At 68.9% G+C, this 13,914-nt stretch carries 10 protein-coding genes; 5 read left to right on the forward strand and 5 right to left on the reverse strand.

Annotated elements, in window-relative coordinates:
* Nucleotides 1-40: 40 nt before the first annotated feature.
* Both E0H73_RS09925 and E0H73_RS09930 read right to left on the reverse strand, forming a co-directional pair.
* The gene (locus E0H73_RS09925; protein ID WP_131353187.1) at nt 41-1,018 is read right to left on the reverse strand and encodes a TAXI family TRAP transporter solute-binding subunit; all 978 of its coding nucleotides are present in this window, start codon (nt 1,016-1,018) and stop codon (nt 41-43) included.
* Nucleotides 1,015-3,042 (reverse strand): TRAP transporter permease, encoded by a 2,028-nt coding sequence (locus tag E0H73_RS09930; RefSeq protein ID WP_131353188.1) that lies wholly within the window; start codon nt 3,040-3,042, stop codon nt 1,015-1,017. Before E0H73_RS09930 ends, E0H73_RS09925 begins: the two co-directional genes overlap by 4 nt.
* A gap of 118 nt (nt 3,043-3,160) precedes the next feature.
* On the opposite strand from E0H73_RS09930, the gene E0H73_RS09935 reads away from it, so the two are divergent.
* Nucleotides 3,161-3,826: a response regulator transcription factor gene (locus E0H73_RS09935; RefSeq protein WP_012918592.1), complete on the forward strand. Its 666-nt coding sequence runs from the start codon at nt 3,161-3,163 to the stop codon at nt 3,824-3,826.
* A gap of 36 nt (nt 3,827-3,862) precedes the next feature.
* Nucleotides 3,863-5,203: a sensor histidine kinase gene (locus E0H73_RS09940; protein WP_131353189.1), complete on the forward strand. Its 1,341-nt coding sequence runs from the start codon at nt 3,863-3,865 to the stop codon at nt 5,201-5,203.
* Between the two features lie 25 nt (nt 5,204-5,228).
* On the opposite strand, the gene E0H73_RS09945 is transcribed toward E0H73_RS09940, so the two are convergent.
* Entirely contained in the window at nt 5,229-6,263 is a 1,035-nt protein-coding gene (locus E0H73_RS09945; protein ID WP_238163908.1) for a TAXI family TRAP transporter solute-binding subunit, read from the reverse strand.
* Between the two features lie 188 nt (nt 6,264-6,451).
* On the opposite strand from E0H73_RS09945, the gene E0H73_RS09950 reads away from it, so the two are divergent.
* Nucleotides 6,452-9,472: an alpha-mannosidase gene (locus tag E0H73_RS09950; protein ID WP_131353190.1), complete on the forward strand. Its 3,021-nt coding sequence runs from the start codon at nt 6,452-6,454 to the stop codon at nt 9,470-9,472.
* A gap of 246 nt (nt 9,473-9,718) precedes the next feature.
* On the opposite strand, the gene E0H73_RS09955 is transcribed toward E0H73_RS09950, so the two are convergent.
* Entirely contained in the window at nt 9,719-10,546 is an 828-nt protein-coding gene (locus E0H73_RS09955; RefSeq protein ID WP_131353191.1) for an SGNH/GDSL hydrolase family protein, read from the reverse strand.
* A 102-nt stretch (nt 10,547-10,648) separates the two neighbouring features.
* Here E0H73_RS09955 and E0H73_RS09960 point away from each other — a divergent pair, with 102 nt between their 5' ends.
* Both E0H73_RS09960 and E0H73_RS09965 read left to right on the forward strand, forming a co-directional pair.
* Nucleotides 10,649-11,842: a PucR family transcriptional regulator gene (locus E0H73_RS09960; RefSeq protein WP_202867279.1), complete on the forward strand. Its 1,194-nt coding sequence runs from the start codon at nt 10,649-10,651 to the stop codon at nt 11,840-11,842.
* A 14-nt stretch (nt 11,843-11,856) separates the two neighbouring features.
* Nucleotides 11,857-13,182, forward strand: coding sequence for a cytochrome P450 (locus E0H73_RS09965; RefSeq protein ID WP_131353192.1), 1,326 nt, complete (start codon nt 11,857-11,859; stop codon nt 13,180-13,182).
* A gap of 214 nt (nt 13,183-13,396) precedes the next feature.
* Here E0H73_RS09965 and E0H73_RS09970 read toward each other — a convergent pair whose 3' ends face one another.
* A complete protein-coding gene (locus tag E0H73_RS09970) occupies nt 13,397-13,900 on the reverse strand; it encodes a DUF5709 domain-containing protein (protein ID WP_131353193.1) in 504 nt (167 codons plus the stop codon).
* Nucleotides 13,901-13,914 lie beyond the last annotated feature (14 nt).

Here is a 13,914-nt window from a genome sequence, read left to right on the forward strand (position 1 = left end):
CCCCCGCTGCGCCTGGTGTGCGGGGGAGGGCGGTCATGGGTTACTTCAATCCGTCGAGCGCCTTCTTCGCGCCGGGGTGCAGCGGCACCGGGTCGGTCTTCTCGGCGTTGTCGAGCGTGATGTCCTTGGCCGCCGCGTTCACCGCGACCAGCGCGTCCTTGTTGTCGTACAGCACCTTGGTCAGCTGCTCGGCCAGCTCGTCCTTCATGTCTGAGCGGACCAGCAGCACATTCGGCACGATGATCGTCGCCACGTCGGTCGGCTGCTTGTACGTCGCGGCCGGGATCGGCGCCTGACTGTAGACCGGACCGTACTTGTCCTGCATCTTCGGCAGCAGGTCGACGATCGGGATCAGCTTCACACCCTTGCCCATGCTCGTGGTCAGGTCGGTGATGCCGCCGGTCGGCAGGCCACCGGACCAGACCAATGCGTCGATCGTGCCGGACTTCATCGCGTCCACCGACTCGGGCAGGCCGAGCCGCTGCGCGGTGACGTCCTTGGCCGGATCCAGGCCCGCGGCCTCGAGCAGCCGCCGGGCGATCACCTCGGTGCCGGAGTTCGGCGAGCCGGTCGAGACCCGCTTGCCCTTCAGGTCCGCGATCGAGTTGATCCCGGCCGACGTACGGACCGCGACCTGCGTGTAGTTGTTGTAGAGCCGGGTCAGGGCGACCACGTCCTGCTTGGTCTTGAAGCTGTTCTCGCCCTTCACCGCGTCCGCCGCGGTGTCGCCGAGCGAGAACGCGATGTCGTAGTTGCCGGCCACCAGGCCCTGCACGTTCTGCACCGAGGCGCCGGTCTCACTGGCGGTCGCCCGGTACCCGGACATCTTCTGCGAGATCACCGAGGCCAGCGCGCCACCCAGCTGGTAGTACACGCCGGTCGTGTTGCCGGTGGCAATCGTCAGCCGACCGCCGGCCGCCGTACCGGAGCCGGTCGGTTCGCGCTGCCCGCCACAGGCGACCAGCGAGAAGACGGCAGCGAACGCCACCGCGGCGGTGGGCAGGCGACGGAGTCTCATGAGGTGACGGGTCCTTCCTTCGGGGCGGAGGCCTGGCGTTGCCGCCGGACCAGATTGATGACGACGGCAACAAGTAGCAAACCGATTCCGGCCGTGATGGTTACGGGCGCGAGGTAAAGCAGCAGCACGGCCGCCGGGACACACAGCAGCCGCTCGGCCCAACTCGTCGCCACCACGATCCAGCCACCGGTCACCACCGCGAGGGCGGCGACGGCGAGCATCGACACGGCCAGCGTCCACAGCATGCCGACGAACGATCCCTGACCGAGCAGGTGTGCACCGTTGTCGGTGAGCACGAACGCGAACGGCACCAGGAAGGCCGGCAACGTGTACTTCCACGCCTGCCACATCGTCGGGATCACCTTGCCGCCGGTGATGGCGGACGTCGCGACCGCGGCCAGCGCGGTCGGCGGCGACACCTCGGACAGTACGGCGTAGTAGAAGATGAACATGTACGCCTCGGGCTGCGTCACCCCGAGTTGGGTCAACGCCGGCGCGATGATCACCGCGGCGATGATGAACGACGCCGTCACCGGCACCGCCAGGCCGAGGATCAGTACGGCGATCGCCGACAGCAGCACGGTGAGGGACAGTACGACCGTGTGGTTCTCGGTCAGACCGTGCGCCGCGCTGACGATGATCTCGGCCAGGTTCAGCCCGAGCCCGGTCTGCGTGGTGACCGCGACGATGATGCCGGCGGTCGCACAGGTCGCCGCCACCGGCAGCACCGAACGGGTGCCCTGGGCAAGCGCCTTGAACAGCCGCCCGGCGGTCAGCCGGTGCTCGCGGTCCAGGAACGACAACCCGAACTGGATGATCACCGCGTAGACCACGGCCTTGAACGGCGGTACGTCGACCGCCATGAAGCCGATGATCACGAACAGCGAGAGGAAGTGGTACCCGAACCGCAGCAGCAGCCGCAGCGCCGACTGCTCCGAGATCTCGGCCGACGTGGTGCCGTGCCGGCGGGCGTCGATCTCGATCGCGAGCAGGATGCCCAGGTAGTACAGGATCGTCGGGATGACGGCGTACCCGAGCACGGTCAGGTAGGAGACCCGCAGGAACTCGGCGATGATGAACGCGGCCGCGCCCAGGGTCGGCGGAGACAGGATCGCGCCGATGCCGGAGGCGGCCAGCATTCCACCCGCCGGTTCAGGCGGGTAACCGGCCCGACGGAGAATCGGCCAGGACACCGTGCCGAGCGACACCGCGGTCGCCGTACCCGAGCCGGACACGCTGCCCAGCAGGAAGCCGGCCAAGGTGACCGTGCGGCCGGGCGCGGTCCGGCTGCGCTTGAAGGCGGCGAAGGACAGGTCGATGAAGAACTTGCCGGCCCCGGAGTAGTCGAGCACCGCGCCGTAGATGGTGAACAGCACGATGTAGCTGGCGGCGACGCTCAGCGGTGTGCCGTAGAACCCGGCCGTGCCCATCGTGAACTGCGCGATGATCGCGTCGAAGTTGAAGCCCTGATGCGCCAGCGACCACGTGTAGGGCAGATAGCCGCCGTAGTACGCGTAGGCGATGAAGACCAGGCTGAAGACCGGCAGCACCCAGCCCGTCGTACGACGGCAGGCCTCGAGCAACACGATGAGCAGTACGGTCCCGGCCAGGAGGTCGAGCGTCGTCGGAGCCTGACGCCGTTCCAGATAGCCGTCGAAGTCGATGAGGGGGTAGACGCAGACGACCAGCGCGACCACGCCCAGGATCCAGTCGGTGATCCCGGGGTCGTCGGTGGCCCGGTTCTTGAACGGGTTGAGGAACGCCGGGACCTTCCAGCCCCGGTAGCAGAGCAGCGTGATCGGCAGAACGGCTGCGAGAAAGATCACCAGGTAAAACTGGGTTCCCTGTGGTAAGGGGAAGAACACCTGCCAGAGCACGCCGACGCTGACGACTGCGCACCAGACCGAAATCACCAGGTCGAGGGCAGGCCTGAGCCGCCGAGCCGGGCGTTCCTGCTCGTACTCGGCCAGTTCTTCCTCGGAGGGCGCGGTCAAGCCGCCCCCCGTACCGATACCGACAGTCATCTACCGGTTCCCTCCTGTGGTCGGAAGGCTAATGTTGCCGAACACTGCATGCAGTCGCGTGATTACGTCTTTACCAAGATCTGACACACATGAGCGTCTCCTGGCCTACGATCACCGCATGAGTGGCGCGGTACGGATTCTGCTGGTCGAGGACGATCTCGATATCGCCAATGCCCTGATACCCGCGTTGCGGCGCTACGGCCTGATGGTGACGCACGTCCGGACGGCCGCGGACGCCCTCGCGGCGGACCCCGGCGACCTGGTCCTGCTGGACCTCGGGTTGCCCGACGGGGACGGCATCAACGTGTGCCGGCAGATCCGGACGGTGTCCGACGTACCGGTGATCGCGGTCACCGCGCGCGGTGAGGCGGCCGACCGGGTTCGCGGGTTGCGCAGCGGCGCGGACGACTATGTGGTCAAACCGTTCGCGATATCCGAGCTGCTGGCCCGCATCGATGCTGTACTTCGTCGTACCGGCCTTTTGCAGCCCCGCCCCCGGGTGACCGTCGGCGACCTGACCGTGGACATCGAGGCCCGGACGGTGCAGGTCGCGGACAAGCCGATCAGCCTGACCCGCAAGGAGTTCGACGTGCTAGCTGTGCTGGCCGCCCACCACGGCCGGGTGGTGCCGCGCGAACAGGTCGCCCTGTACGCCTGGCAGTCCGTCTTCGAAGCCTCGTCACGCACCATGGATGTGCACGTGGCGAGCCTGCGCGCCAAGCTCGGCCGGCCCGAGCTCGTGCAGACGATCCGCGGCGTCGGCTACCGCCTGGGTTCGGACTGACCGTTGCGCCGTCGACTGCTGCAGTCCCTCGTTCCGATGGTCGTCGCACTGGCCATCGTCGCCGTCGTACCGCTGGCCAACTACATCGCCACGAGTACGTCGCGCACCCTCTTCCTGTCCCGCAGCAACGACGCGGACTGGTTCGCCGCCATGGCGGAGGCGCCGCTGCAGTCCGGAGACATCGCCAACCTGCGTGAGATGGCGGTCCGCTACCAGGAGCTCTACAACACCCCGGTGTTCGTCGTCGACGTCGACTCACGGGTCGTGGCGACCTCGGTGTCCGGTGTCGACGTGGATGAGCCTGACCTCCAGGCCGCATTGCACAGCACCCTGGCCGGCCGCCTGCCACCCGAGCCGCCGGCCCTGTGGCCGTGGCGGTCCGGCGAGATGGTGGTGGCCCGTCCGGTCGTCAACAACGGCAGTGTGCTCGGTGCAGCGGTCCTCCGGGTCCCGACCGAGGAGGCCCGCGACCAGGTGCAGCGCGGTCTGCTGCTCCTCCTCGGCGGACTGCTGATCAGCATCGGCGCGATCATCATCGGCATCGTCCGGCCGATCACCCGCTGGGTACTGCGGCCGCTGGGCGACCTGGACAACGCCACGCACCAGATCACCCGCGGTGCGCTGGATACCCGGGTGTCCACCGACGGACGCGCACCGGAGCTGCGCCGCCTCGGCGACAGCTTCAACTCGATGGCGCTCAGCCTGCACCAGGCCCGCCAGCGTGAGCGGGAGTTCGTCGCCGACGCCTCGCACCAGCTCCGGACGCCGCTGACCTCGGCGCGGATCCACATCGAGGGCCTGTCCCGGCTGTCGCCGACCGCGCGGTTCGCGCTCAGCGACATCGACCGGCTCGGCCGGATCGTTCAGCGGCTGTCCCGGCTGGCCGGCTCGGACCGCCCCGGAGCCGATGCCGAGGGCAACGAAGAGCCGCTGGACCTGGCCCAGGCGGTGAAGGAGCGGCTGGTCGGCTGGAAGGCCGTGTACGCCGCCGACGACATGGAACTGATCATCGGCGAGATGGTGCCAGGCGGTGTCGGCCCGGAGCTCGAGGTGGACGACATCCTCGACGTACTGCTCGACAACGCCTCCAAGTACGGCGCTCCGCCGGTCGAGGTGTCGGTGACCCGGGACGGCACCGAGGTGGTGCTGTCGGTCCGCGACCACGGGCTCGGCCTCGGTTCGCGGGACCTGAAGAAGGTCGGCGAGCGGTTCTGGCGCAGCGCGCACCACCGGGAAATGCCGGGCACCGGCCTGGGGCTGGCGATCGTCCGCTCCGAGGCGGCCCGGGTCGGCGGCCGCGTCGTCGCCCGTCCGCCGATAGGCGGCGGTCTGGTGATCGAGGTCCGCGTCCCGCTGATCGACGACTACGACGTCTGAGCCGGACGTACGGCGTACGCCCTGCTCAGATGTGGTTCTCGCGGTACCAGCGCTCGGCCGCCGGGTGCAGCGGGATCGGCATCGTCGCGATCGCCGAGCGCGGGTCGAGTGCGCCGGCCTCCGGATGGGCCGCGATCAGATCGTTCTGGCGGCGGAACAAGGTGTTGACCGTCCACCAGGCCCACGAGTCCGACAGATTGGGCTTGGCCACGATGTAGTTCGGGATCGCCAGCGTCGGCACCGAGCTCGCCAGCTTGTACGCCGACGGCGGGATCGCCGACACCACGTAGCCGCCGAACTCCTTGAGCGCGATCGTCTGGGCGACGTTGCCGATGTCGAGCAGGCGGAAGCCGATCGAGTCCTGCAACTTGCCGATCGGCTCGGTCGGCACGCCGCCGCTCCAGATCAGCGCGTCGATGCCGCCCCTCGCGTTGGGGTTCTCGGCCTTGGCCTCCAGCGCCTTGACCGAGTCCTCCAGGCTGAGGAACCGCTTGGTCACCTTCACGCCGGCGGTGTTGAGGATCAGGTCGGCGACGATCCTGGTGCCGGAGGTCTGCTGGCCGACACTGACCACCTTGCCCTCGAGCGCCTTCAACTCCTGGCCCTTGAAGGCCATCGGCACGACCACGTGCACGTAGTTGTCGTAGGCCCGGGCCAGCGCGCTGAACTTCAGCTTCCCGGAGGCGAACACCCCGGTCGCCTCGTACGCCGCCAGCGCGGTGTCCGACGTACAGAAGCCGATGTCGGCCTTCTGGCTGGACACCTTGATCAGGTTGTCCACCGAACCGCCGGTGACCAGTGGCTGCAGCGTGACGCCGGTGACCTCACTGATCAACTTGGACAGGTCGATGCCGAACTGGTTGTAGACGCCGCCCTTGTTGCCGGTCGCAAAGGTGCCCGGACCGTCCGGTGCCGGCTCGTCGGAGCGGCCGCGGGAGCATCCGGGCACTGCCATCGCGGCGACTGCCGCGGCCCCCAGACCGAGCAGGCTGCGCCGGGTCATTCCGTCGGGTCTGAGGAGGCTGTTCCTGTCGGGGGTGAACAGGCGGGGGCGATCCATGCAGGACAACCTAGACAACATCCGGCTCTCCGGGTAGTTACGTACCCTGCCCGCAACCGAACCGCTACCCGCAGGTACCACGGTGAACTGCGTCTGGACGGGTACGGGGTGGGTGTGACAGCGTTGTCATGCAGCGGTCGCGCGGATCGCATGAGCAGCCCATTCAGACCTGGCCGGAGGATGATTTCGTGCACGACGACCGTCAACTCATCGAGGAGCGGCTCCAGCGCGCCCTGCGGGAGCGGATCCGCCCCGCGATCTACGGCGCCTCCGTCCCGCTGGACATCGAGGTGTGGCACGCCCCCGGTGAGCCGGTGTCCCCCGCCGAGGCACTCGCCCAGACCTACGAGCCGGCCGCGATCGGCCTGCCGTGGGGTGCGGCCTGGGGCACCGCGTGGTTCAAGTTCAGCGGCCAGGTCCCGGCCGAGTGGGCCGGCAGCGAGATCGAGGCCGTCATCGACCTCGGCTTCAGCGGCGGCCCCGGGTTCTCCGCGGAGGGCCTGGTCCACACCACGTCCGGCGTACCGCTGAAGGGCCTGCACCCGCGGCAGACCTACGCGCCGCTGTCCATCCTCGGCCCCGAAGGTACGCCGGCGCACGCGGGCGACCGGATCGAGTTCTACGTCGAGGCGGCCGCGAACCCCGAGGTCCTCGGGTCGAACGCGTTCGCACCGACCGACGTCGGCGGCAAGCCCGAGCCGGGCGGCACGCCGATCTACCGGCTGGCCCGTGCCGACGTCGCCGTCTTCAACGCCGAGGTGTGGGACCTGATCCTCGACCTGGAGGCCCTGAACGGTCTGCAGGAGCAACTGTCCCTGCAGGAGCCGCGCCGCCGGGAGATTCTGCGGGCGCTGAGCCGTGCGCTGGACGCACTGGACTACGAGAACGTTGCCGCCACCGCCGCGGACGCCCGCGCGCAGCTGACCGACGTACTGAGCCGGCCGGCCCACGCCAGCGCGCACCAGCTGTCCGCGGTCGGGCACGCGCATATCGACTCCGCCTGGCTCTGGCCGCTGCGGGAGACCCGGCGCAAGGTGGCCCGGACCGTGTCCAACGTCGCGACGCTGGCCGAGGAGTACCCGGAGCTCGTCTTCGCGTTCTCGCAGGCCCAGCAGCACGCGTGGGTGAAGGAGAACTACCCGGCGGTCTGGGAGCGGCTGAAGAAGGCTGTTGCCGACGGCATCATCGTCCCGGTCGGCGGCATGTGGGTCGAGTCCGACACCAACCTGCCCGGCAGCGAGGCGCTGGCCCGGCAGTTCGTGCACGGCAAGCGGTTCTTCCTGGACGAGTACGGGATCGACACCCAGGAGGTCTGGCTGCCGGACTCGTTCGGCTACACCGCGGCGCTGCCGCAGCTGGTGAAGCTGTCCGGGTCGAAGTGGTTCCTGACCCAGAAGATCTCCTGGAACAAGGAGAACCGCTTCCCGCACCACACCTTCTGGTGGGAGGGCCTGGACGGGACCCGGGTGTTCACCCACTTCCCGCCGATCGACACCTACAACTCCGACCTGTCCGGCCGCGAGCTCGCGCACGCCCAGCGCAACTTCGCCGAGAACGGCGCGGCGACCCGTTCGCTGGTCCCGTTCGGGTACGGCGACGGCGGTGGCGGCCCAACCCGCGAGTTCGTCGCGACCGCGCGCCGGGTGGCGAACCTGGAGTCCTCGCCGCGGGTGACGATCGAGTCCCCGACCGAGTTCTTCAGCGCCGCCGAGGAGGAGTACCACGACCACGCGCCGGTCTGGTCCGGTGAGCTCTACCTGGAGATCCACCGCGCGACGTACACCTCGCAGGCCAAGACCAAGCAGGGCAACCGGCGCAGCGAGCACCTGCTCCGCGAGGCCGAACTGTGGTCCGCCGCGGCCGTGGTCGCGGGCAAGCTGGACGCGTACCCGTACGAGGACCTGGACCGGATCTGGAAGGCCGTGCTGCTGAACCAGTTCCACGACATCCTGCCGGGTTCGTCGATCTCCTGGGTGCACCGCGAGGCCGAGGAGACGTACGCTCGGTTGGCTTCGGAGCTCGAGGCGATCATCGCGAAGGCACAGCAGGCGCTGGCCGGTTCCGGCGATGCTCAGATCGTCTTCAACGCGGCTCCGCACGGGCGCAACGGCATCGCCGGGCTTGGCGCCGGGGTCGCTGCCGCTTCGGAGTCGGCGGTGACGGTCGAGAACGGCGTACTGGACAACGGGCTGATCCGGGTCACGATCGACGACCGCGGCCTGATCACCTCGCTGTACGACGTCGAGGCCGGCCGCGAGGTGATCGCGCCGGGTGCCGTGGGCAACCTTCTGCAGCTGCACGTGGACACCCCGAACAACTGGGATGCCTGGGACGTGGACTCGTTCTACAAGAACAACGTCCGCGACGTGACCGAGGTGGACAGCGTCGACTTCAGCACCGACTCCGGGGTCGCGACGGTCGTCGTGAAGCGCTCGTTCGGCCGGTCGACGGTCACCCAGACGCTGCGGGTGCGGCCGGGCACGAAGCGGGTCGACATCGAGACCACGATGGACTGGCACGAGGCGGAGAAGTTCCTCAAGGCGGCGTACCCGGTCGACGTACACGCCGACCGGTCCGCGTCCGAGACGCAGTTCGGGCACATCTTCCGGCCGACCCACCAGAACACCTCGTGGGACGCGGCGAAGTTCGAGATCGCGGCGCACCGCTGGGTGCACGTCGGCGAGCCGGGGTACGGCGTTGCCGTCGTCAACGACTCGACGTACGGCCACGACATCAACCGGACCGCGCGCGAGGACGGCGGCACGACGACCACGATCCGTACGTCGCTGATCCGGGCGCCGCGGTTCCCGGACCCGCAGACCGACCAGGGTGTGCACACCGTCAACCACGCGCTGGTGGTCGGTGCCGGGATCCCGGAGGCGATCGAGGAGGGCTACCGGATCAACCTGCCCGAGCGGGTCGTCACCGGTGCCGACGGCGCCGAGCCGCTCGTTGCCATCGACAACGGCAACGTGATCGTCGAGTCGCTCAAACTGGCCGACGACCGCTCCGGCGACGTCGTAGTCCGCCTCTACGAATCCTCCGGCGGCCGCTCCCGCGCCACCATCACCCCCTCCTTCACCGCAACCGCGGCCACCGAGGTAGACCTCCTGGAACGCCACCTAGCCGACCGGGACCTGCAGGACAACGCGGTCACGTTCGAACTCCGCCCCTTCCAAATCCTCACCCTCCGCTTCACCCGCTCCTAACCACCGTGGGGAGGCCCCGCCTCCCCACCCAAGGAGGCGGCCTCCTCCCCCCTCGGGGGCTGCCTCCGCACCCCACCCGCGAGGCTGACTCCGCACCCCCACCCCAGGAGGCTGTCTCGCACCCCACCCGGGAGGCATCGCCTCCCACCTCAGGAGGCGGACCTCCACCCCCCACCCCGGGAGGCTTCCGTCTCTGTCCCCGCGCTCGGCGCCGCGTAGCGGTGCCGGGCGCGGGTGTTTGTAGAGTCAGCCGACCGCCGCGGCAACCAGCGCGCCGAAGGCGGCCATCCCGCGAGCACTGGGATGAAGGGGCGCTGCGGCCGAGCTTGGGATGAGACCTTCGAGCCAGCGTTGGCTGACGGGTGCGCAGGCGTCGTGGCCGATGCTGGGCGTGCGGAGGTCGACGTACTGCGCGCCGTGGGCGGCGGACTGTTCGGCCAGCATGGTGTTGAGGCGGTCGACCGTGGCCTGCAGGTAGTTGGCGTCGACCGGCCAGACGGGGATCACCGGATAGCACCCGTTCGGACGGATGTACGTGCCATACCTCGTCACGAGAACGCGAGCGTTCGGCGCCAACTGCTTGATCGGGTCGAGCGCCTGCCCGAACGCCGGCGCCGTCGCGTCGATCCGCGCGGCCAACTGATCCTTCCCACCGGACGTGAACCGCGCCTTACACGAGGTCCCGGCCGGCGGCGGCAACAGGTTGATGCAGCTCAACGCCGCGGACACCAGCCCGATGTCGTTCCCCCCGATCGCCACCGTGACCACATCCGTCGACGGCTTCAGAGCGTCGTACTGCGGCGGCACAAAACCGAACTGCTTCCCGCTGAAGTCCGGGATCACCGCACCCGAACACGTCACGTCCGTCAGCCTCGCTCCAAGCCGCTCGGCGGCGATGTGCGGATAGTTCACACCCGACCGCAGACACGGCAGGTTGATCTGCGGCGGGATCAGCGGACCGGCCGCCGACGAGTCGCCGAGCGCGACGTACTCCGGCGCCGCCGCCTGCGCCACCGGACTGGTCACCACTCCGGCCAGCAGTACGCCGACCGCCAGCAGAACCGTTCGCCTCATGATCCTCACCCTTCGCCGCCGGCCAATCACAGTACTTACGAGTAGTAATGTTCGACCCCAAAGCACTCGCGGGACGCTGGGGCAAGACCCAGACTTCGAGGGGTGATCGTTGTGACGGATCACAAGGAGCTGCACTCCGGCGGCGTACCCGTGCACGAGATCCTCCGGACCCGGCTCAGCCGGCTGGTCGACGAGGTGCTGGAGCGGCTGGTCGCGGAGATCCCGCTCTACGCGCAACTGCCCGAGGAGGAGCTGCACGGCGACATCCGCCTGATCACCGAGCGCACGCTGCGCGCGTTCGCGGAGACCTTCCGGACCGGCGTCGTACCGACCGGAGAGACGCTGGACCCGCTGCGCGAGTCGGCGACCCGGCGGGCCGAGGAAGGCGTGCCGCTCGAGGCGCTGCTGGCGGCGTACCACCTGGGCGGGAAGGTCTGCGCGGATCACGTCGCCGCCGGGTTCCGGCCCGAGGAGCTTTCGGACGCGATCGCACTCAACCGGCTGATCCTCGACTTCCTGCAGCGGGTGACCGCGATCGTCTCGGCCAGCTACTTCGAGGAACGCCAGTCCATTGCCGGCGAGGACCAGGCCACCCGCCAGTCGGTCTTCGCCGCCCTGCTCGACGGCCGGCCGGTGGAGGAACGGCTGCCCGGTGAGTACGTCGTCGTCGGCCTGGCGATCGGCGTACATCCGGACGAGCAGCAGCCCCAGCTCGACGCGCAGATCGTTGCCCGGCGCAAGCTTCGACGGATCCGGGTCGAGCTGGACCGGATCCCCGGCAGCATGTCCGGCCTGTCGGCCGACGGTGGCATCGCCTTGCTGCCCGCACCGGCCACCGAGCTCGACGCGCTCCGCCTCAGGTTGTGCAAGGCCGCCGGCGTCGACGTCACTCTCGCCACCACAACCACCTCACCCGATCACGTGCCTGCGGGCGTCACGCTGGTGCGGGATCTGCTCGACGTGGTGCGGATCCATCGGCCGCCGGGTGTGTACCAGCTGGACGACCTCGTGCTCGAGTACCAGCTGAGCCGGCCGAGCCCGGCACGCGATCGCCTGGCCGGACTGCTCGATCCGTTGGCGGACCGGGACGACCTGATGACGACGTTGCGGACGTACCTGGGCCGCGCGCGGAACCGGCGTCAGACCGCGGCCGACCTGCATGTGCACGCCAACACAGTGGACTACCGACTCCGCCAGATCGGCCGGCTGACCGGGCTCGATCCGGTGCACGACGATCAGCTGCCACGGATCGTCGCGGCCCTTGTCGCATTCGATGCCCGTCGTTCACCCGGCTGACGTAGCGTGAAGGTATGGCTTCGACACCCTTGCTCGGTGGCCGGACGCTCGACCGGCAGACGGCGCGCACCCTCCCGCCGGGTCCACGATTGCCGACGCTGGCGCAGACCGTGTTGTTCGCGAGCCACCGCCGGACGTTCTTCCCTCGGATGCGGGCGAAGTACGGCGACGTGTTCACGATCCGCCTGGTACCGTCCAGCCGGGTGTGCGTGGTTCTGAGCCGGCCCGACCACATCCGCGAGGTGTTCGGCAGTCCGCCGTCGGTGATGCATGCGGGCGAGGGCAACACGGTGCTGAAGCCGATCATGGGCGCGCACTCGCTGCTCCTGCTGGACGACGAGGACCATGTGCGGATGCGGCGGCAGCTGATGCCGGCGTTCTCCGGTCAGGCGCTGCGCGGGTACGCCGGGATGGTGCACGAACTGGCCCGCGCCGACGTCGCGACCTGGCCGATCGGCAAGCCGTTCAAGGTGCATCAGCGGATGCGGAACCTGACGCTCGAGATCATCCTCCAGGTCATCTTCGGCGTGACCGACCGCGACCGGCTGAACCAGCTCCGGCCGCTGCTGGACAAGATCGTCTCGGTCCCGCCGGTGATCATGCTCGGTGGGTTCTACCCGGCCCTGCTCCGGGTGCGGCCGTGGCGGACGTACCTGAACGTGCAGCAGCAGGTCGACGAGATCCTGTACGACGAGATCGCGAAGCGCCGCGGGAACCTTGCCGGACGCAACGACGTACTCTCCCGGTTGCTTGCCGCCGGCACCTGGTCGGACGTGGAGCTGCGGGATCAGCTGGTGACGTTGCTGCTGGCCGGGCACGAGACGACCGCGACGGCGCTGGCCTGGACGTTCCATGAGCTGGCGCGGAGCCGCGAGGACCTGGAGTTCGGTCAGCGGGCGGCGGACTCGGGTGCGGACGATGAGCTGGAGGCGATCCTCAAGGAGGCTATGCGGTTGCACCCGGTCGTGTATCAGGTCGGCCGGCGGTTGACCGAGACCGCGGACATCGCCGGTTATCGGCTGCCTCGGGGTACGACGATCATGGCGGCGGTCGGGCTGGTGCATCGCGATGGTGAGCACTTCCCGATGCCGCAGGAGTTCCGGCCGCAGCGCTTCCTGGACGACGACCCGCCGGCGCCTGGGACGTGGATGCCGTTCGGTGGTGGGGCGCGGAGGTGCATCGGAGCCGGCTTCTCCCTGATGGAAGGCACCGAAATCCTCCGAGCCGCCCTAGCCGCCTACAACGTCACCGCCCCCCACCCCAAACCAGAACCAGCCCAACCCAAAAACGTAACCCTGGTCCCCAGCCGAGGCGCCGAAATCCAGGTCACCCCGCGCTAGCTCCCACTCACCGTGCAGGCCAACTGCCGCTACCGCAGCCACCGCTCACTCGTGCGGGTAGCTGCCGTTTGGCAGTTGTTGTCTAGGCCGCGCCTGACTCCCCGTCCAGCCCCGGCCCGCCTGCAAGCGGCTCTCCCGCCGCCCGCTCCGCCCCAACCCGCAAGCAGGCTCCACCGCCCGCTTCTTCTGCAAGCTGCCCGCCGTTGGGCGGGGTTTAGTCTTCGGGGTCGGTTACGTCGCCTAGGTCTACGTTTTCGTAGGAGGGGAGGTCTTGTTCGTCTTCGTCGTCCAGTTCGAAGTTTTCGTCGGCGTCTACTACGTGGACGGCGGCCTCCTCGGCGGAGGCGGCGGCGCCGTCGAAGCCTACGTCTTCGGCGACCAGTTCATCGTCGTCGTCGCTGTGCGCACCCTCGTCCGGTGCGACCAGGCGGCCGGAGCGGACCACGCCGACCTCGGGGCCGCCGACGTCCTCGCCGTCCTCGGCGTACGGGTCGGAGTCCGGCTCCTCCTGGGCGATCCGCTGGTCCAGCGACTCCCCCTGCAGCGCCTCGTCGGGCGTCGTACCGAATCCTTCACCGGCGGACCACTTCTCCGGCGGCGAGTAGCCCTCGTCGAGCAGGTCGTCCACGCCACGGTCGTTCAGGGTGTCCGTGGGTTGCAGCTGGTCCTCGTCGTCGACGCTGTAGCTGCCGTAGTCCTCACGGTTGTTCTCGGTCATGACCCAACCCTGAC

This window comes from Kribbella pittospori (assembly GCF_004331465.1).
In the GTDB taxonomy this organism is placed as follows: Bacteria; Actinomycetota; Actinomycetes; order Propionibacteriales; family Kribbellaceae; genus Kribbella; species Kribbella pittospori.

Bases quoted from the DNA above. Each gene is read 5' to 3' on its own strand.
- E0H73_RS09955 (WP_131353191.1), bottom strand. From the start codon at position 10,546: ATGAGGCGAACGGTTCTGCTGGCGGTCGGCGTACTGCTGGCCGGAGTG.
- E0H73_RS09940 (WP_131353189.1), top strand. From the start codon at position 3,863: ATGGTCGTCGCACTGGCCATCGTCGCCGTCGTACCGCTGGCCAACTAC.
- E0H73_RS09965 (WP_131353192.1), top strand. From the start codon at position 11,857: ATGGCTTCGACACCCTTGCTCGGTGGCCGGACGCTCGACCGGCAGACG.
- E0H73_RS09930 (WP_131353188.1), bottom strand. From the start codon at position 3,042: ATGACTGTCGGTATCGGTACGGGGGGCGGCTTGACCGCGCCCTCCGAG.
- E0H73_RS09925 (WP_131353187.1), bottom strand. From the start codon at position 1,018: ATGAGACTCCGTCGCCTGCCCACCGCCGCGGTGGCGTTCGCTGCCGTC.
- E0H73_RS09945 (WP_238163908.1), bottom strand. From the start codon at position 6,263: ATGGATCGCCCCCGCCTGTTCACCCCCGACAGGAACAGCCTCCTCAGA.
- E0H73_RS09935 (WP_012918592.1), top strand. From the start codon at position 3,161: ATGAGTGGCGCGGTACGGATTCTGCTGGTCGAGGACGATCTCGATATC.
- E0H73_RS09970 (WP_131353193.1), bottom strand. From the start codon at position 13,900: ATGACCGAGAACAACCGTGAGGACTACGGCAGCTACAGCGTCGACGAC.